Below are 24208 nucleotides of genomic sequence, written 5' to 3' on the forward strand. Positions count from 1 at the left end.
TTCGGTTTATCGTGTGCCCATCATCCACTCGCCCCCGCACCATGACCGACATCGAGCGCTACCTCCGCGCCGCCACCCGTGACAACACCCGGCGCAGCTACCAGGCCGCCATCGAGCATTTCGAAACCCACTGGGGCGGTTTTCTCCCGGCCACGGCCGAGAGCATCGCCCGCTACCTGGCCGACCACGCCGACCAGCATGCCGTCAGTACCCTGCGCCAGCGCCTGGCGGCGCTCAGCCAATGGCACGTCGCCCAAGGTTTCCCCGACCCGACCAAGGCGCCGCTGGTGCGCCAGGTGCTGCGCGGCATCCGCACCTTGCACCCGACACCGCCCAGGCAGGCGGCGCCGCTGTTGCTGCAGCACCTGCAAAGCGCAGTGCAATGCTTCGAAGAAGAAGCCCGCCAGGCCCGCGAACAGCATGACCTGGCCACCCTGCGCCGGGCGCGTCGCGACGCTGCGCTGCTGTTGCTGGGCTTCTGGCGCGGTTTTCGGGGTGATGAACTGGCACGCCTGCGCGTGGAGCACATCCAGGCCGAGGCCGGCGTCGGCATCACCCTGTTCCTGCCGCGCAGCAAGGGCGACCGCGAAGCCCTGGGCGTACAGCATCGCACCCCGGCCCTCAAGGCCTTGTGCCCGGTCACGGCCTACCTGCAATGGCTGGAAGTCGCCGGCATCGCCCATGGGCCGGTGTTCCGCAAGCTCGACCGCTGGGGCAACCTCGGCGACACCGCGCTCAACAGCAACAGCCTGGTCGGCCTGCTGCGGCGCATGCTGGAGCGCGCCGGGGTACCGGCGGCGCTGTATACCGGGCACTCGCTGCGCCGAGGTTTTGCCACCTGGGCCACGGCCAACGGTTGGGAGCTGAAGGCGCTGATGAGCTATGTGGGCTGGAAAGACGCGAAGTCGGCGTTGCGCTACATCGACGCGGCGCAGCGCTTTGGCGAACTGGCCGTGCTACCGGCCAGCCAGGCGCAAAAGCTTATTCCTTGAAGGTGTGACGGGCGATGCCGCCAATTTCCGGGTTGATGGCATACAGGTCGCCAGCGTCGGGGTAATGCTGCAAGTCTTCGGCACTCATGCCCAAGCGCGCGGTGCTGATGAACAAGGTATTCATCCCCTCCCCACCGAAGCAGCAACTGGTGGGGCACGGCACTGGCATCAGTACCTGGTCGGTGAGGTGGCCATGGCGGTCATAGCGTAACAGGCAACTGCCATGGTACTGACACACCCACAGGCCGCCGTCACGGTCCAGCGCAAGGCCGTCCGGCCGCCCCAGTTCGGCAGGGGTTTCGGCAAACAGAGTGACCGCGCCAAGCCGGCCTTCGGCCAGGTAACTGGCGCGGTAGATCGAGCGCGCCGCCGAGTCCACGAAGTACACCGTATGGCCGTCCTGCGACCAGGCCAGGCCGGTGGGCAACGCCATGTCGTCGTGGATCACCTGATCATTCAACTGCCCGTCAAAGCGGAACAGTGCCCCGGTGTTGCCGCTCAGGGCATCGTCCATCAGCCCGGTCACGAATCGGCCCTGCGGGTCGCAGGCGCCGTCGTTGAAACGGTAGGTCGACCGCGGGTGAACCGACACCGAATGCCGGCGCACCTTGCGCAGCGATACGTCGAAGATGGCCACGCTGGCGTCTTCGGTGAAAATCAGGTTGCCCTGGTCGGTCAGCGCCAGCGCACCAATGCGTGCCGCGGATTCGTACAGGCACTCGGCCTGGCCATCAGGCATCAGGCGGTTGATCCGCCCGCCAGAGATATCGACGAAGTACAACGCGCCGCTGCCTTCATCCCAGACCAGGCTTTCGCCCAGGTCGGCGCGGGTGCTGGCGACGTTGACTGGCACGTAGCGGCAGGCCTTGAGGCGGTTGCGCAACTCGCCCACCTCCGCCAGCGTCATGGAACAGGCCAGTCCCAGGCCCTGTGCGGCATCGGTAAACACCGCAACGTTATCGTGGAAAGGCTCTGTGACGGGCATTTGCTGGCTACCTTCGATTCTCCTTTCTACGATAACAACAAAAAAATCAATGACCAAGCGCGGGGTGCGGCAGACTGCAGCGGTCGATCAAGTTCGCGTTGCGCAGCGCCACAGCCGCCCGATATCACAAGCCCGCGCCCGCAGCAGCTCAGCAGCATTGGCACAAGCCTGCTCCAGGCTCATCGGCCCGCTGGCCAAGGCAAAGGCAGCGTCGACGCCATGGGCATACAGCTGCTGGTAGCCTTCACCCAAGGTCCCGGCCAGCACCACCACCGGCACCCCATGGCGCTTGGCAACCCGAGCCACCCCCATCGGCGTCTTGCCACGCAAGGTCTGGGCGTCGAAGCGCCCTTCGCCGGTCACTACCAGGTCTGCACCTTGCACCAAGGCATCCAGGCCGGCCAGTTCGGCCACCACTTCCACCCCAGGGCGGAATTGCGCGCCCATGAAGGCCCGGGCTGCGAACCCCATGCCGCCAGCAGCGCCACAGCCTGGGTAGTCCCGCACATCCTCACCCAGCAGTTGCGCACAATGGTCGGCAAAATGCCCCAGGGCCTGGTCCAGCGCCTGCACCTGCTGTGGGTTGGCGCCCTTCTGCGGGCCGAAGATCGCCGATGCGCCGTTGGCGCCACACAGCGGGTTGTCGACGTCTGCCGCGACTTCGAACTGCACCTCGGCCAGGCGCGGGTCAAGGTCGCTGGCATCGATGCGGGCCAGCTTGGCCAAGGCCAGGCCGCCCTCTTCCAGCGCTTGCCCGTGGGCGTCCAGCAGGCGCAGGCCCAGCGCCCGCAACATGCCGCTGCCCGCGTCGTTGGTGGCGCTGCCGCCAATGGCCAGCACTACCCTTTGCGCGCCGGCGGCCAGGGCGGCGGCAATCAGCTCGCCGGTACCCCAGGTGCTGCTGCGGCAGGCATCGCGCTGGCCAGTGGGCACCAGTTGCAGGCCACTGGCCTGGGCCATTTCGATGATCGCCGTGCGGCTTTGCGGCAGCCAGCCCCAGCCCGCCTCCACGCTTTGCCCCAACGGCCCGCGTACCGTCTGACGACGCAGCTCGCCGTGGCTGGCGGCAAGAATCGCATCCATGGTGCCTTCGCCACCGTCGGCCATCGGGCACTCGACCAACTCGGCCTCCGGCCAGGCCTCGGCCAGGCCCGCCGCGATGGCGCGGGCGACACCGGCGGCGTCGAGGCTGTCCTTGAACGAGTCGGGGGCAATGACGATCTTCATGGGGTTTCTCCTGTCCTGATGAGCGGCATGCTGACAGGTGGCTGCCAAGGTGGCCTCGGTCAAATGCACAAAACGCCGGGCGGGTTGTTTGGGCAGATGCCTTTCACCTGCACTGGCCCTATCGCCGGCAAGCCAGCTCCCACAGGTTCGACACAGGCCTGAGAGCAGCATGCATCCTGTGGGAGCTGGCTTGCCGGCGATAGGGCCGGTGCAGGCTGCCCTTCAGTCGGCAGGCAGCAGCTGCAACCCCAGGTACAGGCTAAGCATCCCTTCCATGCGCAGCGGGTCGACCTCGCCCAGCTCGGCAATCCGATCCAGGCGGTAGCGCAAGCTGTTGCGGTGGATGCCCAGGGCATCGGCACAGGCCTGGCTCTGGCCGTCATGGGCACACCAGGCGCGCAGGGTGGTGAGCAATTGCCCGCTGCTGTCCTTGCTGCGAATACGTTGCAACGGCTCCAGCAATTCATCCAGCGCATCGTCGTTGCGGTGCCGCCACAGCAATGCCGGCAACCGGTAGCGCTGCAGGCTGAGCAAGCGCTCGCCGGGCAGTACCTCGCGCCCATAGGCCAACAGGTCGCGCACCCGGCGATAACCCCGGCGCAGTTGCTCCAGGCTTTGCGCGACACTGCCCAGGGCCAGCCGCTCCACGTCCCAGCCATGGCGCTGCAGGCGTTCCAGCAGGCGAGTTTCGTCCAACGCCACACCTGCCGGGCGACACCACAACAACGACTGACGGGCCGGGCTTACGCACCAACTGTCCGGGTAGCGGCTCATCAACCATGCCGCCAGGGTTTCGGCGGCTGGCCCCGAGGCCAGCTCGAACAGGCACGGTACCCGCGGCAGCTGGGGCTTGAGGCCCAGTTGCCGGGCCTCGTCGAGCAACCGGGGAGAATCGCCGCTGCCGCCCAGCAACAGGGCCAGCAAATCGTCACAGCGCTGGCGTCGCCATTGCTGGTCGGCCTGCAAATGGCGCTGGGCCAGCAGCATTTCGGCGGTCATGCGCACCAGCTCGCCATAGGTGCGCACTTGCTGCGGGTCACCGGTCAGGCCGAGTACGCCCATCAATCGGCCATCCAGCATCAGCGGCAGGTTCACCCCGGGCTGCACGCCCTTGAGGCACTTGGCAGCGTCCGTATCCAGTTCGACGATGCGGCCGTTGGCCAGCACCAGTTGCGCACCCTCGTGGCGGGTGTTGATACGCTCAGGTTCGCCACTGCCGAGGATCAACCCTTGGCTGTCCATGACATTGACGTTGCATGGCAGAATGGCCATCGCGCGGTCAACGATATCCTGCGCCAGGTCATGGTCGAGTTCGAACATTGAGCGGTCCTTTGGGTGTCAGGGATTTGGGCTCGGGCACAGCAGCCCGGTGCAAGTGCTGTGCAAAAGCACAAAGACAGGCACGCCGCAGTCCCCGAGACTCGTCAGGGCGAGCGCCGGAACAGGCGACGCGGCGACAACCATAACAACAGAGAACCCGATCATGGCATACAGCCCCGCCCCTGACCAAGGCACGGACACCACCCGCAACGCGCTGTACCGGCGCATCACCCTGCGGCTGATTCCGTTCATTTTCATCTGCTACCTGTTCAACTACCTGGACCGCGTCAACGTCGGCTTTGCCAAGCTGCAGATGCTCGACGCCCTGAAGTTCAGCGAAACGGTGTACGGCCTTGGCGCCGGCATCTTCTTCATCGGCTATGTGCTATGCGGCCTGCCGAGCAACCTGGCGCTCAACCGCTTCGGCCCGCGGCGCTGGATCGCGCTGATGATGATCGCCTGGGGCAGCCTCTCCACCTGCCTGCTGTTCGTCACCACGCCCACCGAGTTCTATGCCTTGCGCCTGTTGACCGGCGCCGCCGAAGCCGGCTTCTTCCCGGGCGTGGTGCTGTACCTTTCGCGCTGGTTCCCGGCGGCCCGCCGCGGCCGTATCATGGCGCTGTTCATGTCGGCGATCCCGGTATCGGGCCTGCTCGGCGGGCCGTTCTCCGGCTGGATCCTCCAACACTTCGCCGCCGGCCAGCACGGCCTGGCCGGCTGGCAATGGATGTTTCTGATCCAGGGCCTGCCGACCGTTGCCTTGGGTGTACTGGCGGTGTTCCTGCTCAGTGACGGCTACCAGAAAGCCGCCTGGCTGAGCCCGTCCGAACGTCAGCTGATCGCCGCCGACCTGGACGCCGATGCCGCCAGCAAGCCGAGTACCACCGGCGACGGCGTGCTCGCCGTGCTGACCAACCCGCTGATCTGGACCTTCGGCTTTGTCTACTTCTGCATCCAGAGCGGTGTGTATGCGATCAACTTCTGGCTGCCGTCGATCATCAAGAACATGGGCTTCGACAACCCGCTGCTGATCGGCTGGCTCAGCGCCATCCCGTACCTGCTGGCCGGCGTGTTCATGATCCTCTGCGGGCGTTCTGCCGACCTGCGCAATGAGCGCCGCTGGCATCTTGTGGTGCCGATGCTGATGGGCGCCATCGGCCTGCTGATCGCGGTGAACTTCGCCGGCAACCCGACCATTGCCATCCTCGGCCTGTCGATCGCCACCATGGGCGCGCTCACCGGCCTGCCGATGTTCTGGCCGATGCCCACCGCGCTGCTCAGCGCCGGCGCGGCTGTCGCGGGCCTTGCGATCATCAACTCGGTGGGCCAGATGGCCGGTTTCCTCAGCCCGTACCTGGTCGGTTTCATCAAGGACCAGACCGGCTCGACCGATGCTGCGCTGTATTCGCTGGCGGCGTTGATCGTGCTGGGTAGCCTGGTGGCCTTGCGGGTTACCCGGGCTGGTGCGCTGAGTACTGCAAGGGCCAGTTGAGGCATTCGCGGGTAAACCCGCTCCCACAGGATCACCACCAACTTGAAGATTGTGGGATCCATGTGGGAGCGGGTTCACCCGCGAAGAGGCCCGCCCAGGCCACACACAATCCACACCCTCCACCGATCGTCAGCTCAACGCATCCCCTCTCCAGCCCAGGCGTCAAATGGTTCCAAAGGTCCCTTTGGAGAACCCCCATGACCCAGCACGCCGTGGCCCGACTGGCTCAACTCGACGAACACCGCCCCCTGCGCGTCCAGGCCGGCAGCGAGGAGATCATCCTCATCCGCCAGGGCGACCAGGTGCACGCCTACCAGGGCAACTGCCCCCACGAAGGCGCGCCACTCAATGAAGGCGTGGTGTGCGGCGGCCTGCTGGTGTGCCCCTGGCACAAGGCCGCGTTCGCCGTGGACGAGGGCGCGGTCTGCGAGCCGCCGGCCCTGGCCGACCTGCGCCGCTACAAAACCTGGGTCAAGGGCGACGAGGTCTGGGTCGACGACCAACCCCTGCCCAGAACCGAGCCGCCCCGCCACAGCGACGCCCGCTGTTTCGTGGTGGTCGGCGCTGGTGCCGCGGGCAGTGCCGCAGTTTCCACCCTGCTGGCCCATGGCTTTGCCGGCCGCCTGGTCTGGATCGATCAGGAGCGCCAACCAGCCTACGATCGTACTTCCCTGAGCAAATTCGTGATCGCCGGGCAGATGCCGCCCGATGAAGTACCGGCCCTGCTCGAGCCCGATGCTCTGCGCAAGGGCCAGCTGGAGCGCAAGCATGGCAAGGTGCGCACCCTGAACACGCAGAAGCGCCAGATCACCCTGGCCGACGGCCAGCAGATCGACTATGACGCCTGCCTGCTGGCCACCGGCGGCAAGGCGCTGCGGCCCGATATCCCGGGCGTCGACCTGCCTGGGGTATTTACCCTGCGTTCACGGGAGGATGCCGCGCACCTGCTGGATGCTGCCGAGCCCGGCCAGCCGGCAGTGATCGTCGGCGATGGCTTCATCGGCCTGGAAGCCGCGTCGGCCTTGCGCAAGTACGGCGTGCAGGTGCACCTGATCACCCGCCATGAGGTCCCCCTGGCCCGGCAACTGGGCGAGCGCATTGGCCGTAGCATCCGCGAGTTGCACGAACGCAAGGGGGTCACCTTCCACGGCCCTACCGAGGTCGAACGGATCGAGGGCCAGGACAAGGTCGAGGCCGTGCTGCTGGCCAACGGTGAGCGGCTACAGACGCCATTGGTGCTGCTGGGCACCGGGGTAAGACCTGCGACCGCGTTCATTCAGGGCGTGCTGCTGACCGAGGACAAGTCAGTGCAAGTGGACGCCGAAATGCGCGCCGCAGATGGCCTGTGGGCCGCGGGGGATATCGCCACCTTCCCCCTCAGCGGGCGCCCGGTGCGTATCGAGCACTGGCGGCTGGCCCAGCAACATGGAGTGATCGCCGCCGCCAACATGCTCGGCGAGCAGCGCCGCTACGCCGACGTACCGTTCTTCTGGACCTATCAGCACGGCCGCACCTACGACGTACTGGGCCACGCGCGGGACTGGAACCGTATCGAGTTCGTCGGCGAGCCGGAAAAAGGCGACTTCATTGCCTTGCAATGCGTGGATGAGCGGGTCGAGGCAGTTGTCGCCAAGGGCTATTCCGATGCCATGGCGACGCTGTCGCAACGCCTGAAGCGCCCGTTGACCTTGCAGGAGGCCTTGGCGCTGATCGGTTGAGGCTGCCTTTCATTGCGCCCCGGTTGTGTGTAAAACGGGTAGATCAGCCGACCGCACAAGGACCCAAGCGCATGATCTACCGCCCCCTCGGCCACAGTGGCCTGCAGGTTTCCGCCCTTACCCTGGGCAGCATGATGTTCGGCGAGCAGACCAGCACCGAGGACGCCCTGCGCATCATCGACAAGGCCTGGGACCAGGGCATCAACTTCATCGACACTGCAGACGTGTACAACGCCGGACGCGCGGAGGAAATCGTCGGCGAAGCGGTGGCCCGCCATCGCCATGACTGGATCGTGGCCAGCAAGGTCGGCTTTGGCCCGGCTGATGGCCTTCCCAACCGCAGCGGCCTGTCGCGCAAGCACATCTTCAATGCCCTCGATGCCACGCTGACGCGCATGGACATGGACTACCTGGATATCTACTACCTGCACCGCGAAGACCACAAGGTGCCGCTGGAAGAAACCGTGCAGGCCATCGGCGACCTGCTGCGCCAAGGCAAGATCCGCTACTGGGGCGTGTCCAACTTCCGCGGCTGGCGCATCGCCGAGGCGTGCCACATTGCCGAGCGCCTGGGCGTGCCCAGGCCGGTGGTGAGCCAGCCGCTGTACAACATCGTCAATCGCCAGGCCGAACCGGAGCAGCTTACCGCTGCGGCCGCCCATGGCCTGGGCGTGGTGCCATTCAGCCCGCTCGCGCGGGGCGTGCTCAGCGGCAAATATGCGCCGGGGGCGGTGCCGGATGCCGGTAGCCGTGCCGGGCGCCAGGACAAGCGCATCATGGAGGTGGAATGGCGCCAGGAGTCGCTGGCCATTGCCCGGCAGATCCAGGCCTATGTGGAAGCCAAGGGCGTGGGTATCGTCGAGTTCGCGATTGCCTGGGTACTGAACAATCGGCTGGTCAGTTCGGCGATTGTCGGGCCGCGGACGGAAGAACAGTGGGATACCTATGGCGGGGCGCTGGCAGTGAAGATCACGGCGGAGGATGAAGCGTTCATTGATTCGCTGGTCACACCAGGGCATGCGTCGACGCCGGGGTTCAATGATGTGGCGCATTTTGTTAGCGGCAGAATTACCGTGCATTAACACTTGTCAACACACGCGTGGCATCGAGCAGCAGTCACAAGGCGCGGCCTGGTATTTCTGCCAGTTGTCCACCAGTGCTGCTCTGCATAGGGTGAGGTCACTCACTTGAACGGGGCGTAGCCATGTCATCCACCGCCGTCACTGACCGTTTTTTCTATCAACAGGACCGTTTGGTGTCCAGGTATCGCGACAAACACGCAAGGTTGCTATACGCCGAGAAGCTGCTTGCGCAGCTGGACGCCAGAACGGATGAACATTCAATGCTGCTGCAGACCGATTCGAACGGATCGGTGCTGAATGTGCGGGGGCAACAGCGTATTCGTGCTTACACGCCTTACGGTTTTTCTCCTGATGATTCGGGGAAGGTACTCGCAGGCTTCAATGGCGAGTATCTGGATGTCGTGACGCTCGGCTATCCGCTTGGGCAAGCCAAACGGTTTTATCTCGCCAGGGCAAGATTCAACAGTCCCGACCCATTGAGCCCGTTCGGGGAAGGGGGAACCAATTGCTATACCTACTGCGAAGGTGACCCTGTGAATTTCGCCGATCCGACAGGGTTGCGCAGGTTTTATGTTTCTTCTCCGCCAAGACTTCCTTCAGGACGTCCTTCAACACTTTTTTCAAGACTGGTTTCAAGAATTTCTCCAAACCGAAACTCTGCGCGAGGTGGCAGTAATCCGCCACCAAGTTCGTCGTTGAACATCTCCAACCAGTCCAGCCATCAGTCAGCCCACAGAGGCCACCAAGCTGCAGGAGCGCGTCCGCAAGAAACTGAATTGAGACGAATAGGTTCAGGAGGGGAAAGTCCTGCAAACCTCAATGAGAGGGAGAGTTTTAACCTCAGTCAGGCGTGGAATCGACCAGGCACTATCATGCAAAATCTCCAGATCGCGATCTATCTTCCCTACAGCATCGCCAGAAGGTATCCAGCGATATCCATTCTTGCAGTTATCGGTATTGTCGGAGGTATAACAGCTGCAGTACTTCTTACAAGGAAGAACTGACTGAAGATTGGCTGCCAGTCTCTATCACCATGGGGAGCCCAATGCCGGGCTCCCGGTCCCCCTTTCCCCAGTCACCCCGGTATCGTGCGCACCATTGGTTTTCTATCCGCGAACTGGCCAAGCGCAACCTTGCCTACCTGCACCTGTCCGAACCGGACTGGGCCGGTGGCAAGCCGCTGCGTGACGAATTCCGCCAAGCGATTCGTGCGGTCTACCCGGGGGTGATCATTGCTGCCGGTGCCTACACCGCCGAGAAAGGTGAAGACCTGATCGGGCGTGGCTTGATCGATGCCGTAGCGTTCGGGCCCTGCTTCATTGCCAACCCGGACCTTGTAGAGCGGCTGCGGGTGCAGGCGCCGTTGAATGCGCACCGGGCGCAGTTCGATTATGCCAATGGGGCTGAGGGGTATACGGATTATCCGTTCCTCAAGCAGCCTTGATGCTGAAAAAGGGAGCTCATGGGCTCCCTTTTTGTTGCCGGTGCCCGCGAAGAGGCCTGTAGGCTTAGCTCAGTTCAGCCAGGGCCTGCGCGGCATAGGCATGCGAACGCTGCCGTGCCAGCGGGTCGTGGATGCGGCAGTCGATCATCAGTTCATCCGCACCGGTCTGCTCGATCAGGGTGCGCAACCCTTCCCTTACCCGCTCCGGCCCGCCGGCCACGGTGCAGGCCATCACCTGCTCGAGTACCTCGCGCTCATGGCCCGGCAGGCTCTCGACATACCCCTCCTGCGGCTTGGGCAACAGGCCGAAGCGCCCGACATGCAAGTCCAGCATCCACTTGCGATGGGAGCTGGCCAGATAATCCGCCTCGGCATCGCTGTCGGCGGCGAACAGGTTCATGCCCACCATCACATACGGCTTGGCCAGTTGTGCCGAAGGCTGGAAGTTGGCCCGGTAATGGGCAATGGCCTGCAGCAGGTAGCGCGGGGCAAAGTGCGAGGCGAAGGCATAGGGCAGGCCCAGTTTCGCTGCCAGGTCGGCACCGAACAGGCTGGAGCCGAGAATCCACACCGGTATGTCATGCTTGCCAGGCACGCCGCGTACCCGCCGTTTGCCATTGTCAGCCAGGTAGTCGCGCAGTTCGGCGATGTCCTGGCTGAAGTCGCGCTCTGGCGCAGCACCACGCAAGGCGCGCACGGTAGGCCCGGAGCTGCCCGGCGCACGGCCGAGGCCCAGGTCGATGCGGCCAGGGTGCAGGGTGTCGAGCGTACCGAACTGCTCGGCCACAACAAGCGGCGCGTGGTTGGGCAGCATGATGCCACCGGCGCCAACGCGGATATGCCGGGTGGCGTTGGCGATTTCGTTGATGACCAGTGACGTGGCGGCCGAGCCGATGCCCGGCATGTCGTGGTGCTCGGCGATCCAGTAGCGGCTGTAGTGCTGTTGCTCGACATGGCGCGCCAGTTGGCGGGACTCTTCGATCGCGTCGGCGAAGGTCTTGCCTTCGCCGATCATGACCAGGTCCAGTACGGACAGTGCAGTCATGGGGTCTCCACAGGGATTATCAGTGACTGCCAGTTTCCCTGCTGCGCAGCCAGTGATAAACCCGGCTTCAGGCCCGGCATAGGGGCCTGCCATTCCCCAATCAGTCTTCCCAGGGCACGCCCGGTTCCCAGCTGGCTACCAGCAGGTCAATGAAGCCGCGTACCCGTGGCGACAGGTGGCGCTTGCTTGGGTAGACGATGCGAATCGGGTCCGCCGGTGGCCGATAGGCTTGCAGCACCTCCACCAGGGTGCCGTCGCGCAGGTCGTCGCCGGTGATGTAGGTGGGCAGGTGAACCAGCCCGAAACCCGCCCGGGCGCCGGCGAGCATCGCCTCGGAGCTGTCGATGTTCAGCCGCCCGGGGTCTTCGCACAGGTGCAGTCCCGCTTCGGTATGAAAGCGCCACGGCATGACCTTTTCGCCGGCCAGGAAGGCGATCTTGTCATGGCCGTAGAGGTCGCCGGGCACCTGTGGTACGCCGCGTTCGTCCAGGTATGCGGGCGAGGCGCAGGTGACGAACTGCTGCCAGGCCACCGTACGGGTCAAGAGTTGCGAGTCTTCCTTCGGTACACCGATACGCACCGCAACGTCGATACCCTCCTCGACCAGGTCGACGAAACGGTCGGTGAAGCGTATATCCGCGCGCAGCTCGGGCCACTGCTTCAGGTAACGGTCGAGAATCGGCAGCACATGGCGCTGGCCGAACGACAGGGGTGCTGTCAGGCGCAGGGTGCCGGTGGGCTTGCCACGGCGCTGGGCCATGGTGCTTTCCACCTCGTCCAGGTCATCCAGAATCTGCCGCCAGCGCTCGTAGGCCACCAGGCCCTCGTCGGTCAGGCTCAGCTTGCGCGTGGTGCGGTTGAGCAAGCGCACGGCCATGCGCGCCTCCAGGCGAGCGATGCTCTTGCCCACCGCCGAGCGCGTCAGGCCCAAGGTGGCGGCGGCGGCGGTAAAACTACCGGCCCTCGCGGCGCTGACGAAGGCGGCGATGTCGCCGAAGCGGTTGGGTTCCATGGGTGGTTCCTGAGTCTGGTGCGGCTGGTTTAGATAGGTATGGATTTGTGAAATGCAAGCAGGGCTGTCGAGAGCGATCAAGCGAAGACCTTGATCACCAGTAAATGCACCGGATAGAACAGGTAACCCCAACGCCCCACCGCAGGCACCCGCCAACCCTCCTGACGCAGCAACGACCACCCGAGCGGAATCGCCAAGGCCGCGGCCATCAGCGTCAGCACGGTAAACGGCGCCAACAGATGCTCCTGCAACCAGCTGTTGGTCAGGTTCCCCCCCATGGCCAACAGGCAGGGCAACAACCAGGCCGCCCCTTCCTTGCGCCGGGCCATCAACCAGGCGCCCGGCAGCATCACCCCCGGCAGCCCGTACATCAGCTGTTCGCTGAACAGCCACCCTGCAAGCAGACCGGCAAAGCCAAGCACGCGCGCCGAAATCAACGGATGATGCACACCCCAGGCAACCAGCAACCCCAACACCAGGGTCGGCATCACGCTGAATGTTGAAGAACCACTGTCCAGCCAACGGTACGCAGGTTCCGACAGCACCGCGAACACCAGCATCAGCCCCAGATAACGCAGGTTGCCGCGGGTATAGAGCGTCCCGCACCTGGTGCGCGCCACATTCACCGCAATCGCCAGGCAAAACAGTGGAAACGCCAACCGGCCAACCACGAACAAGCCATCGGCATCAGGCCACAGAAAACGCAGGTGGTCGGCGACCATGGTCAGCATCGCCGTCCACTTGACCAGGTCCAGCCCGGCTGAACGCACGCCTCAGCGCCCGCGCTCGCCTGTGGCAGGCCCCAGGTAGCGATCGGTCCAGGCGGCCAGCGGCAAAGGTGGCTGCTGCTCGACGATCCGTCGCCAGATCAGCACCAGGTCGTCGCCATTGAACGCCGCCCTTGGCCCGGCACCCTCCCACAGCGACGGCACATCGGTAATCCAGTGCCCCTGGCTGTCTCGGTGGGCCATGTTGAAGCGGAACGTGTAGTTACCCGGGATGCCCATGCGCAGGTCGCTGACCACCAGCGCATCGCCGACCTGGTCGTAGCGCAGCCAGTCATCGGTGAACCAGCGCAAGCGCTGGTGCAACGGGTGCCCGGCCAGCGCTTGCGCCAGTTGAAGATTACGCGGCAAACGTTGCATTTCTGGCGGGTGCTGGTCGAACCCGCTGCTGATGCCTTCGTAGTAATCGCCATCCGGGGTCTTGGCCAGCACCCGCCAGACCAGGCTGTTGAACGCTATCGGCACGGCACGCACCTGGCTGACGGCGATGCCTTGGCGGTCGAGGGCAGCCTGGAACCGCTGCTCGGCCGCCATGCGTCCGGCCAGGCCGAACCCCAGGTAGGCTGCGCTGAAGAGCAAGGCCAAGGTCATTAGCTGCACCGCCTTGCTTGTCAGCCCCTTTATGCTTGCGTAGATCACCGCGGCCAGCAGTGGCACGGTGTAGACCGGGTCGATGATGAACACCGCCGCCCAGCTTTCCGGGGTGGCCTGCAAGGGCCAGAACAACTGCGTGCCGTAGACCGTGAAGGCGTCGAGCAACGGGTGGGTGACCAGCACCAGCCAGAACGCCAGGAACAGCCTGGGCAAGGTATAGCCTTTGCCTGGCCAGCATTTGTTGACCAGCCAGGCCAGCAGCAAGGCCAGGCCGGTGAGCACGAACAAGGAATGAGAAAAGCCGCGGTGGTAGGTCATCTGCGACACCGGGTCGGCGTAGCGGATGATCACGTCCAGGTCGGGAAGCGTGCCCAGCGCCGCACCATACAACAGCGAGCGGCGGCCCTGGATGCGGCCGAGCACGGTACCTTGCAAGGCCGCGCCGAGTACGGCCTGGGTGATGGAGTCCAAGGGTGGCATTCCTGAAAAGGTGGTTTCCAGAAGCTACCTTCATCCCGCCCTGATGCGCAATTCCCTTGGTTATGGGCTTTCATTATGGGAGATGGCCCAGCCCTTTGGGCTGCGCTGTCGCGTAGATAACTGACATTGCAAGCACTCCGCATACCCTATGGGAGCGGCTTTAGCCGCGAAGAATCCAACGCGGTGCATGGCACCGGCTGCGCCGGTGTTCGCGGCTAAAGCCGCTCCCACAAAGGTCCCGCTGGCAACCTGTGGATGCGTCAGAACAACTGCCAGGTGTACACCAGCGTCAGACGGTTCTCGTCGATGTCGCTGCGGTAGTTGGACCGGGCCATGGCATTGCGCACCCGGATCCCCAGCCCCTTCAGCACACCGCCCTGCACCGCATAACCGATGTCCAGGTCGCGCTCGCGGTCGCGCCCTTCGTAACCCAGCCCGGTATCGACATTGTTACCGGTTATGTAGCGCACGGTCGCGGTCAGCCCCGGCACGCCCATGGCCGCGAAGTTGTAGTCGTAGCGCACCTGGTACGAGCGTTCGTCGGTGTAGGCGAACTCATAGGTCGGTACTTCGTTACCCAGCGGCGAGATGTTGGCGAACACCCGTGGGAAAGGGCTGTCGCCATAAATGCCCTGGTAGCCGGCATGGAAGCTGTGCCCGCCATGCCGGGCAGTGAACATCGAAAAGAACGCCTGGTTGTCGATATTGCCGAGCAACGCATCGCCGTCCTCGCGCGCGGTGAAATACCCCAGGTTGGCACTGAGCACCCAGTTGCCCAGGGGCTTGCTGTGCTTGAGGCCGACAAAGCCCTGTTCGTAAATGTCCTCAAGCTGCCCATACCACAGGCTGACGCTGCTCTGGTTGGCATTGAACACATAGTCCCCGCCCAGGTAGTTGAAGGCGTCGCTTTCTACCTGGCGGATCGGCACATGGCCGAGCATGGCGTTCATCTTGCCGTCGCCGCCTTCGTTGCGCAGGTGGGTGCTTTTCAGGTGCCCGGCCTGCACGGTCAGGCCGTCGATTTCCGCCGAGCTCAGGCTGGCGCCCTGGTAGGTCGGTGGCAACAGGCGGATGTCGCTGAAGGTCAGCACCGGCAGGTTGGGTTGCAGTTCGCCGACGCGCAATTCGGTTTTGGACAGCCGGGCCTTGAAGGTGGGCGCCAGGCGGCTGTATTCGTCGGCGGCGCGGCCATCGCCGTGCACCGGCAGCAACCCGGTGTTGGTGCGGTCTGGGCTGCTGTCGAGCTTGATGCCCAGCAGGCCCAGGGCATCAATGCCAAAGCCGACCGTGCCCGGGGTGTAGCCCGACTTGAAGTCGAGGATGAAGCCCTGGGCCCACTCCTCGGCCTTGGATTGCCGGTTTGCCCCGACGATGTCGGAGAAGTCGCGGCTGAAGTAGTAGTTACGGGCACTCAGGGTGGCCTTCGAATCTTCGAAGAAGCCGCCTTCGGCGGCCAGCAACGGTTGGCTGAGCAAAGTCAGGCCCAGGGCGACGCAAGGGGTGTGGTTCATTCCGAAGCTCTCTTGATCTTGTTTTTATGGGTAAAGCGTTGGAAGCACGGCGGTTCATGGGGTACGGCGCAGCACCTCGCGGGCACGTGGCTGGCGCAGCCTCAGCAACCCATGGCTCAGCAGGCCGAACAGCAGGCCCCAGAACGCTGCCGACAGGCCCAGGAAGGCCACCCCCGAAGCGGTGACCAGAAAAGTGAACAGCCCGGCATCGCGCTCGTTTGGTTCCGCCAGGCTGCGGGCCAGGGCTTCGCTGATGGCGCCATACAGGGCCAGCCCGGCCAGGGCGGCGATCAGGGCGGCGGGGAATGCTGCAAACAGCGACATCAGCGTGGCCCCGGCGATCCCCAGCAGCAGGTACAGCGCACTGCCAGCAACCGCCGCGACATAGCGCCGCCGTGGGTTTTCATGGGCCTCATGACCGGTGCACAGGCTGGCGGTGACCGCCGCCAGGTTCAGCCCGTGGCAACCGAACGGCGCCAGCGCGGCACCGGCCAGGGCGCTAGCGCTGATGATCGGGCTGGCCGGCGTGGGGTAGCCGGCGTTGCGCAGTACTGCCATGCCCGGCATGAACTGCCCGGTAAGGGCCACCAGCACCAGCGGCAGTGCCAAGCTGAATACCGCTGCCAGGCTGAACTGCGGGGTGACCCACTGCGGCGACGCCAGTTCCAGCACCAATGCCTCGCTGCGAAACGCCCCGCTGGCCACGGTCACCAGCGTGCCCACGCACAGCACCGCCGCCACGGCGTAGCGCGGCTGCACCCGGCGCATCAGCACGTAGGTGACGAACATCGCCAGTACCAGCAGCGGTTGCACCGGCAAGGCGCGGAACACCTCGATGCCGAAGCTGAACAGGATGCCGGCCTGCATGCCGGCGGCGATGGAGCCCGGCAGCCGCGCGATGATGCGGTCGAAGGCCCCGCTGATGCCGATCAGCAGCAGGACCAGGTTGGCTACCAGGTAGGCGCCAACGGCCTGTTCCAGGCCCAGTTGCGGCAAGGCGGTGACCAGCAGCGCCGAGCCAGGGATCGACCAGGCGATCACCACCGGCACCCGGTAGCGCAGGCTGAGCAGCGCGCCGAGTACGGCACTGCCCATGGACACTGCCCAGACCCAGGAGGACAGTTGCCGATGGGACAGGCCGGCGGCTTCTGCGGCGTGGAAGATGATCACCAAGGGGCCTGCGTAGGAGATCATCGTGGCGATGCAGCCGGCGACGATGGCGGACAGCGAACTGTCCTTGATCAGGGTTTTCATGGCACCTCTCGCAAGGCATCTGGCCGGGCTAGGTGACCGGCTCTTGTTCTTGTGTTGCCTTCTTCGCGGGTAAACCCGCTCCCACAGGGACTACACAGGTTCCAGCATTTGCGCCGTACCTGTGGGAGCGGGTTCACCCGCGAAGAAGCCAACTGGGTGGATCAGGCCTCTTGCAAAGCCCGCGGCCGCCCACTGCGCTGCTCATCGGCACCGCCCCGGGCCTGCTGCAACTGGAAGTCGAATTTCAACTCGGCATGTCGCCCCGCCTCGCCCTCGACGAACACCACCTCGCCCACCAGCCCATCCCGCGTGGCATAGGCAAAGTCATCCCACAGGTATTTGTCTCCGGCCAGGTTGATCTGCGTGGTCAGGTGTCGGTACCCCGGTGCCGAGATGAAGAAGTGCACATGCGCCGGACGCTGGCCGTGACGGCCGAGCAGGTCCAGGCACTCCTGGGTCGGCCCCTGTGGATCGCAGCCATACCCGGACGGCACGATGGAGCGCGCGCGGTAACGGCCTTCGCCATCGGTGATGATGCGCCGACGCAGGTTGTACTCGGACTGGCTCTGGTCGAAGAACGAATAGGTGCCACGGGTATTGGCATGCCACAGGTCAACCGTGGCCCCAGGCAACGGCCGTCCTTGTGGGTCGAGCACCTGGCCCTCGAGGTACATCGGCGTGGCCGCGCCCTCCTCGCTACCGTCATCCATGCGTACTTCACCTTCGGCGATCGGCGCGCCGGCCACGTACAGCGGGCCTTCGATGGTGCGTGGAGTGCCGCCGACAAGGCCTGCCTGCTGGTCCTTGGCATCCTGCAGCAGGTCGAGGAAGTGCTCGATGCCCAACCCAGCCACCAGCAACCCGGCCTCGCCGCGGCCACCCAGGCGGTTGAGGTAGTCGACGGCATGCCAGAACTCGTCTTCGCTGATTTCCAGGTCTTCGATCAGCCGCGCGGTGTCTTGCAGCACGCGTTGCACGATGCGCTTAAGGCGCGGGCTGCCGGCATCGTTGCCAAAGCCTGCGGCCTCTTCGAAGAACTGCTGTACCTCGGCAGTGTGGGAAATTTTCACGGTCATGGTGGTTTACCTCATGTTGTTTTTCTGAAGTTACGCCTGTGCCGCAACCGCCTGGGCGTGCCGACGGCCGCTGGCCAGGTGCACGGCCATGGCCAGCGCGGCAATTGCGCCAGGGATGGCGAAAGCAATGAAATTGAGCTGCAGGGGCAGGTTGATGCCCATCAGCGCACCACCCAGCAGCGGGCCGACGATGGCGCCGTTGCGGCCGATGCCCGAGGCCCAGCCCAGCCCGGTGGAACGCACCGATAGCCCGTACAGCTGGGCGGCGCCGGCATACAGCAGGATCTGCGTGCCGATGGTGGTGGCGCCGGCAATGAAGATCAGCAGGTACAGCACCGGCATCGAGCTGTTGACGCCCAGCAGGCTGATCGACAGCGCGGCGGCGATGAAGAACGCCACTTTGACTTTGACCAGGCTGTAACGGTCGCCCAGCCAGCCACCGAGAATCGCCCCGGCCATGCCACCGAAGTTCAGCGCCAGCAGGAACGACAGGCTCGAGCCCAGGCTGTAGCCGGCGTTGGCCATCAGCTTCGGCAGCCAGGAGCTGAGCGCGTAGACCATCAGCAGGCAGCAGAAGAACGCCAGCCACAGCGCCAGGGTGCGAATGGCCAGGCCGTTGCGAAACAGTTCCAGCACCGAAGCCCCGCTGCCTTTGCGGTCGGCCGCCTGCAGCACATCGTCCGCCTGCACGTCGCAATCCGGGTCCAGCCGCTTGAGCAGCTTGCGGGCCTCGTCGGTACGGCCCTGGCGTACCAGGAAACCGATCGATTCAGGAAGGTAGTACAGGATTACCGGCAACAACAGTAGTGGCACCGCTGCGGCGAAGAACATCGACTCCCAGCCGAAACGCGGCAGCATGAAGATGCCGACACCCGCCGAGAGCATGCCGCCCAGCGAGTAGCCGCTGAACATGATCGCTACCAGCGTGCTGCGCAGGCGCTTGGGCGCGTACTCGTTCATCAGTGCCACGGCGTTGGGCATCAGGCCGCCACAGCCCAGGCCGGCAATGAAGCGGTAGATGCCGAACTCGCTCGGGCTGCTGGCAAACCCGTTGAGGATGGTTGCCCCGGAGAACAAGGCAAAACAGATGGCGATGCCCTTCTTGCGCCCGATGCGGTCGGCCAGGCTGCCGAACGCCAGGGCGCCGAACATCATGCCGAACAGCGCATAGCTGCCCAGTGCACCCGCCTGCAACGGGGTCAGGCCCCACTCTTTCATGATGACCGGCAGTACCACGCCGTAGATGAACAGGTCATAGCCGTCGAAGATCAGCAGCAGGCCGCACCAGGCCATGACCATCCAGTGGAACGGGGTAAAGCGCGCATTATCGATGATCGGGTGTACGTCAAGGGTTCGCATGGCATCTGTCGCTCTTGTTTTTGTTGTGGAAGAAAGCTTTTTGCCTTGGGGTGTCGCTCAGCCGAGGTCGCCGCCCCCTACCGGCAAGGTCACGCCGGTGATGTACGAGGCTTCGTCGGAAGCCAGGAACAGGATTGCGCCCACCTGCTCGTCGATGCTGCCGTAGCGGTGCATCAGGCTGCTGTCGAGGGTCTGGTCGACGATCTGCTGGTACCAGTGCTTTTCCTGTTCGGTCTGCTCGGCACTATTGCGCGGCACGCGCCGGGGTGGTGCTTCGGTGCCGCCGGGAGCAGTGGCGTTGACCCGGATGCCCCGGCCGGCGGTTTCGAAGGCCAGGCACGCAGTCAGCGCGTTGACGCCGCCCTTGGCCGCGCCATAGGGCACGCGGTTGACGCCACGGGTGGCGATGGACGAGACGTTGACGATGGCGCCGCTGCCACGTTCGAGCATGTATGGCAGTGCGGCATGGCAGCACCACAGGGTGGGGAACAGCGAACGGCGTACTTCGGCTTCGATCTGGTCCACTTCGTAGTGTTCGAAGGGCTTGGCCCAGATGGTGCCGCCAACGTTGTTGACCAGGATGTCGAGGCGGCCGAACGCTTCAACCGCGTTGGCCATGACCCTGGCGCAGTCACCATATTGTTCCAGGTCGGCGGTGAGGGTGAGCATGCCCTCGCTGGCCAGTTCGTGAACCAGTTCGGAGCGGTCTACCGCAATCACTTGCGCGCCTTCGGCCTTGAGCCGCCAGCACACGCCACGGCCGATGCCCTGGGCGGCACCGGTGACCAGGGCGACCTTGCCTTGGAATCGGTTGTTCATATGCAAATCTCCGCTAGCCCGCGGTCCCTGTGGGAGCGGGTTTACCCGCGAATGCGTCCGACAAGACAAAACCGCTGTACCTGCCGGCCTCTTCGCGGGTGAACCCGCTCCCACAGAAGCGGTGTTATGTTCGGATGAAGGGAATCAGGCCGCCGCCGCGAACTTCTCGTAATAGAAGTTCGCCGGTGTAATGCCCTGCTCGCGCACGTACTGGCTCACCGCCTCGACCATCGGTGGCGGGCCGCACAGGTACACATCCACATCGCCATCGTTGAGGTGGCGCGGTTCGATGTGCTGGGTCACGTAGCCCTTCTGCGGGTACTGGCTGTCGGGGTTGGCCACGCAGGCACTGAAGGTGAAGTTGGGGATGCGCGCCGCCAGCGCCTGCAGGCGGTCGAGTTCGACCAGGTCGAAGTCGTTGGTCACGCCGTAGATCAGGTGCAGTGGGTGCTCGCTGCCCTGCTCGGCGATCTTCTCCAGCATCGCCGTGAACGGCGCCAGGCCGGTACCACCGGCCAGCAGCAACAGCGGGCGCTGGATCGGCCGCAGGTAGAAGCTGCCCAGCGGCCCGGCCAGGGTCATGCTGTCGCCGGCCTTGGCCAGGTTGGTCAGGAAACTGCTCATCAACCCACCCGGCACGTTGCGGATCAGGAAGCTGACCTCGCCGTCCTTCTGCAGCGAGCTGAACGAATAGGCTCGGCTCTGCTCGCTGCCCGGCACCTTGAGGTTGACATATTGCCCCGGCAGGAAGGCCAGGCGGCTGAGGGATTCACCCTTGATCGACAGGGCAATGGTGCTGGCCGACAGTTGGCGGACATCACTGATGGCGGCCTCGAAACTGGCCTGTTCGGTCTTGCACAGCTGCGACGAGGCCGGGATGCGGATGACGCAGTCGCTCTCGGCGCGCATCTGGCAGGTCAGTACGTAACCTTCGGCGATTTCATCTTCGCTCAGGGCATCTTCGATGAAGTTGTCGCCCAGGTCGTAGCGGCCGGACTCGGCCTTGCACTTGCAGGTACCGCAGGCGCCGTCGCGGCAGTCCAGCGGGATGTTGATGCCCTGGCGGTAGGCGGCGTCGGCCACGGTTTCATGGCCGGTGGCCTCGATGAAGCGGGTAACCCCGTCTTCGAAATTCAGTGCGATCTGGTAGCTCATGTTGCACCTCGCGGGCGAGCCGGGCCACGGCACGTCGCAGGACGCACCGGGCAGTGCTCGCAAAACCCTGGATCAGATGTGGTAGATGTCGATGACCTGGCGAACGTAGTCGTTCTTCAGCACCACTTTCTTGGCCTTGATCAGCGGCTGCTCGCCGCGCAGGTCGAGGGTGTAGAAGCTGGTGCCGAAGTAACTGTCGGTGGTCTTGTAGCGGAAGCTCAGGGTGTGCCAGTTGAAGCGCACCTGGCAGCTGCCCTCGCCCTGCTCGACGATCTCGATGTTGCTGATGTTGTGCGAGGTGCGGGTGTCGGGCACGGTCGCACTGGAGCGCTCGGTCTTGATGCGGAACACCCGGTCTTCCAGGCCGCCTCGGTTGCCGTACCAGATCAGCGAGATTTCGCTTTGTGGGTCTTCGGTGAGGGTGTCGTCATCGTCCCAGCTCGGCATCCAGAAGGTGCAATCGCTGGCGTACATTTCCAGCCACTGATCCCACTGGGCGTCATCCAGGTAACGCGCTTCGCGGAAAAGGAAGTCGCGCACGGTTGCATACAGGCTCATTGCACGGCCTCCACGGGGATCAGTTGCTGTTCATCCTTCAAGGCCTGGATCATGGTTTCCTGCCAGTACTTGTGCTGCAGCACGAACAGGCCTTCGTCCTCGGTGCGTACGCCCGACAGCAGCGGCTTGAGTTCGATTTCCCGGGCCGCCTCGTCGGCGCCTTCCACCCAGTGTTCAGCGCCGCGGGACATGTCATTCCAGCCGGTACCGCCGCCGTAGCCGGTCTGGCACGAGCGGAACTCTTCCAGGTCGTCGGGGGTGGCCATGCCGCTGACGTTGAAGAAGTCTTCGTACTGGCGAATACGCTTGGCGCGGGCATCGGCGCTCTCGCCTTTCGGTGCGATGCAGTAGATGGTGATTTCGGTCTTGTTCACCGAAATCGGCCGGGCGATGCGGATCTGCGAGCTGAACTGGTCCATCAGGTACACGTTCGGGTACAGGCACAGGTTGCGCGAGTTCTCGATCATCCAGTCGGCACGGGCCTGGCCGAAGTCGGCGGCCAGTTGGTCGCGGCGCTCGTAGGCCGGGCGGTCCTCGGGGTTGGCCCAGCGGGTCCACAGCAGCAGGTGGCCGTGGTCGAAGGAGTAGAAGCCCCCGCCCTGCTTGGCCCAGGCGCCAGCGCTCATGGTCTTGATCTCGTCACCCGCCTCGCGCTGCTTGCGCTGGTTCTGGGTGGCGGCATAGTTCCAGTGCACGGAGCTGACGTGGTAGCCGTCGGCGCCGTTCTCGGCGGTGAGCTTCCAGTTGCCTTCGTAGATGTACGAACTGGCGCCGCGCAGCACTTCCAGGCCTTCCGGCGACTGGTCGACGATCATGTCGATGATCTTGGCCGACTCGCCCAGGTGCTCGACCAACGGCTTGACGTCGGCCTTCAGGCTGCCGAACAGGAAGCCACGGTACGACTCGAAGCGTGCCACCTTGGTCAGGTCGTGGGAGCCGTCGCAGTTGAAGCTGGCGGGGTAGCCGGCGTTGCTTGGGTCTTTGACCTTGAGCAGCTTGCCGCTGTTGTTGAAGGTCCAGCCGTGGAACGGGCAGGTGTAGCTGGAGCGGTTGCCGCGCTTGTGCCGGCAGAGCATGGCGCCGCGGTGGCTGCAGGCGTTGAGGAAGGCATTGAGTTCACCGTCCTTGTTGCGCGCGATGAAAATCGGCTGGCGCCCCATGGTCAGGGTGAGGAAGTCGTTTTTCTCGGGTATCTGGCTTTCATGGGCCAGGTAGATCCAGTTGCCCTCGAAGATGTGTTTCATCTCCAGGTCGAACAGGCGTGGGTCGGTGAACATCTCGCGCTTGCAGCGGTAGATGCCCTTTTCACGGTCGTCCTCGAGCAAGGCATTGAGGTAGTCGAATCCCAGGGACATGGCCAGGGTCTCCCTTGTTATTGTTTAGACCTGGTCAGGTTAGGGAGACGGCTGGCGGGGGACTATCCGGATTGTGCAGAGCGTTATCCAGTTTGCACAAATTTGCCGTGACTTTGCAAAAGCTAGCATTGACGGCCAGGGTCAGCTTCGAATTTGCTTCTGTAGCGATTGAAGATACTTATCAGCTTCAGCAAGCTTAGTGGCCATTTTAATATTAAGCTCGGACGGATTCTCCTGGACTCTTCTGCGATAAACCGCGGCGTGCCTGCTCACAGCTGCGATATTCAAATCCAAGTTTGGATCCATCACGGGCAGACCCTCACTAAGCCTGTGGACCGTATAACCAAACTTTCGCCCATATTGCTCAGTTATAAAGCCTCTAATTTCGACCTCTGGTTTTGTTTCAGAAATCCGTTGGTTATGTTGTTTTAACTTCTTATCCATGGATGCATTTAAAAAATTTTGGTCCAGCGATCGGCGTTTTTGCAGGGGGCGAAGTTCTACCAGTACAGGAATTTTTGAGCCACGATTCCTTCGGGGAGACAATGCTCTGAGGAAGCGGCTACCTATCCACGACCGACCACTGGGGTCACTCCGATTAATGGGATCGCCCCCACAATAGCTGTAGGCGTTCAGCCCTCCCTCATCATGTGGGCTAAGTGTGTCAGGAGAATTGAACCGCATGCAGATGGGGCTATACGTACGATGACCGTTTCCTAAATGATAGCCTTCGATTGGTCGGTCTTTCCGCTGGCTGTTAAATCGCAATACAGAAGCGCATAACTTGTCACTATCATACCCATACAGTGTGTACTACAAGGAACACAGCTCGCCGCCTTCCAGATATTGTGCTATCGACCCTAGTATATCTGTCCCGTACAATGCGACCTGATGACCATCCCGCTGAGCCAATACACGCCCCGTAGCACGCATTAAGGCCGCCTC

General features: G+C 63.8%; 21 protein-coding genes and 1 pseudogene. 6 read left to right on the plus strand and 16 right to left on the minus strand.

Features of this window, described 5'->3' with window-relative positions:
* The first annotated feature begins 41 nt into the window (after positions 1-41).
* Positions 42-992, plus strand: coding sequence for a site-specific integrase (locus tag NY023_RS14370; protein ID WP_013972660.1), 951 nt, complete (start codon positions 42-44; stop codon positions 990-992).
* Here NY023_RS14370 and NY023_RS14375 read toward each other — a convergent pair.
* The 3 genes from NY023_RS14375 to NY023_RS14385 all read right to left on the minus strand — a co-directional run bounded on the left by NY023_RS14375 (position 982) and on the right by NY023_RS14385 (position 4524).
* On the minus strand, positions 982-1899 hold the full coding sequence (locus NY023_RS14375; protein ID WP_230397105.1) for an SMP-30/gluconolactonase/LRE family protein: 918 nt from the start codon (positions 1897-1899) through the stop codon (positions 982-984). The genes NY023_RS14370 and NY023_RS14375 overlap by 11 nt on opposite strands.
* Before the next feature lie 165 nt (positions 1900-2064).
* Positions 2065-3204, minus strand: a complete 1140-nt coding sequence (locus tag NY023_RS14380; protein ID WP_013972662.1) for a glycerate kinase — start codon at positions 3202-3204, stop codon at positions 2065-2067.
* Between the two features lie 222 nt (positions 3205-3426).
* Complete coding sequence (locus tag NY023_RS14385; protein ID WP_013972663.1) at positions 3427-4524, minus strand: sugar diacid recognition domain-containing protein; 1098 nt, start codon at positions 4522-4524, stop codon at positions 3427-3429.
* Between the two features lie 163 nt (positions 4525-4687).
* Here NY023_RS14385 and NY023_RS14390 point away from each other — a divergent pair, with 163 nt between their 5' ends.
* The 5 genes and pseudogenes from NY023_RS14390 to NY023_RS14410 form a co-directional block, all read left to right on the plus strand.
* Positions 4688-6016: an MFS transporter gene (locus NY023_RS14390; protein ID WP_013972664.1), complete on the plus strand. Its 1329-nt coding sequence runs from the start codon at positions 4688-4690 to the stop codon at positions 6014-6016.
* Positions 6017-6213: 197 nt separating this feature from the next.
* Entirely contained in the window at positions 6214-7734 is a 1521-nt protein-coding gene (locus NY023_RS14395) for an FAD-dependent oxidoreductase (RefSeq protein ID WP_013972665.1), read from the plus strand.
* 71 nt (positions 7735-7805) lie between these two features.
* Positions 7806-8816 (plus strand): aldo/keto reductase, encoded by a 1011-nt coding sequence (locus NY023_RS14400; protein ID WP_013972666.1) that lies wholly within the window; start codon positions 7806-7808, stop codon positions 8814-8816.
* 122 nt (positions 8817-8938) lie between these two features.
* Positions 8939-9820, plus strand: coding sequence for an RHS repeat-associated core domain-containing protein (locus NY023_RS14405; RefSeq protein ID WP_080563782.1), 882 nt, complete (start codon positions 8939-8941; stop codon positions 9818-9820).
* A gap of 98 nt (positions 9821-9918) precedes the next feature.
* Positions 9919-10260: pseudogene (locus NY023_RS14410) on the plus strand (alkene reductase); the annotation flags it as partial.
* A 64-nt stretch (positions 10261-10324) separates the two neighbouring features.
* Here the strand turns inward: NY023_RS14410 and NY023_RS14415 are convergent.
* The 13 genes from NY023_RS14415 to NY023_RS14475 form a co-directional block, all read right to left on the minus strand.
* Positions 10325-11305, minus strand: coding sequence for an LLM class flavin-dependent oxidoreductase (locus tag NY023_RS14415; RefSeq protein WP_013972668.1), 981 nt, complete (start codon positions 11303-11305; stop codon positions 10325-10327).
* A 100-nt stretch (positions 11306-11405) separates the two neighbouring features.
* Positions 11406-12317: a LysR family transcriptional regulator gene (locus NY023_RS14420; RefSeq protein WP_013972669.1), complete on the minus strand. Its 912-nt coding sequence runs from the start codon at positions 12315-12317 to the stop codon at positions 11406-11408.
* Between the two features lie 77 nt (positions 12318-12394).
* The gene (locus tag NY023_RS14425) at positions 12395-13087 is read right to left on the minus strand and encodes a TraX family protein (RefSeq protein ID WP_013972670.1); all 693 of its coding nucleotides are present in this window, start codon (positions 13085-13087) and stop codon (positions 12395-12397) included.
* A gap of 3 nt (positions 13088-13090) precedes the next feature.
* A complete protein-coding gene (locus NY023_RS14430; RefSeq protein ID WP_041505920.1) occupies positions 13091-14167 on the minus strand; it encodes a metal-dependent hydrolase in 1077 nt (358 codons plus the stop codon).
* Positions 14168-14436: 269 nt separating this feature from the next.
* Positions 14437-15687 (minus strand): OprD family porin, encoded by a 1251-nt coding sequence (locus NY023_RS14435; protein ID WP_013972672.1) that lies wholly within the window; start codon positions 15685-15687, stop codon positions 14437-14439.
* 54 nt (positions 15688-15741) lie between these two features.
* On the minus strand, positions 15742-16941 hold the full coding sequence (locus NY023_RS14440; RefSeq protein ID WP_013972673.1) for a benzoate/H(+) symporter BenE family transporter: 1200 nt from the start codon (positions 16939-16941) through the stop codon (positions 15742-15744).
* A 161-nt stretch (positions 16942-17102) separates the two neighbouring features.
* Positions 17103-18017 (minus strand): catechol 1,2-dioxygenase, encoded by a 915-nt coding sequence (catA, locus tag NY023_RS14445; protein WP_013972674.1) that lies wholly within the window; start codon positions 18015-18017, stop codon positions 17103-17105.
* A 30-nt stretch (positions 18018-18047) separates the two neighbouring features.
* Positions 18048-19376, minus strand: a complete 1329-nt coding sequence (locus NY023_RS14450) for an MFS transporter (RefSeq protein WP_013972675.1) — start codon at positions 19374-19376, stop codon at positions 18048-18050.
* Between the two features lie 57 nt (positions 19377-19433).
* Positions 19434-20195, minus strand: coding sequence for a 1,6-dihydroxycyclohexa-2,4-diene-1-carboxylate dehydrogenase (locus tag NY023_RS14455; protein WP_013972676.1), 762 nt, complete (start codon positions 20193-20195; stop codon positions 19434-19436).
* Between the two features lie 144 nt (positions 20196-20339).
* Positions 20340-21350 (minus strand): benzoate 1,2-dioxygenase electron transfer component BenC, encoded by a 1011-nt coding sequence (benC, locus tag NY023_RS14460; protein WP_013972677.1) that lies wholly within the window; start codon positions 21348-21350, stop codon positions 20340-20342.
* 72 nt (positions 21351-21422) lie between these two features.
* Positions 21423-21908: a benzoate 1,2-dioxygenase small subunit gene (benB, locus tag NY023_RS14465; protein ID WP_013972678.1), complete on the minus strand. Its 486-nt coding sequence runs from the start codon at positions 21906-21908 to the stop codon at positions 21423-21425.
* On the minus strand, positions 21905-23263 hold the full coding sequence (benA, locus tag NY023_RS14470) for a benzoate 1,2-dioxygenase large subunit (protein WP_013972679.1): 1359 nt from the start codon (positions 23261-23263) through the stop codon (positions 21905-21907). The genes benB and benA overlap by 4 nt, the downstream gene beginning before the upstream one ends.
* Before the next feature lie 141 nt (positions 23264-23404).
* Positions 23405-24031 (minus strand): RHS repeat-associated core domain-containing protein, encoded by a 627-nt coding sequence (locus NY023_RS14475; protein ID WP_178119460.1) that lies wholly within the window; start codon positions 24029-24031, stop codon positions 23405-23407.
* Positions 24032-24208: the final 177 nt, after the last annotated feature.

Source organism: Pseudomonas sp. NBB (assembly GCF_032701105.1).
GTDB classification, from domain to species: domain Bacteria; phylum Pseudomonadota; class Gammaproteobacteria; order Pseudomonadales; family Pseudomonadaceae; genus Aquipseudomonas; species Aquipseudomonas asiatica.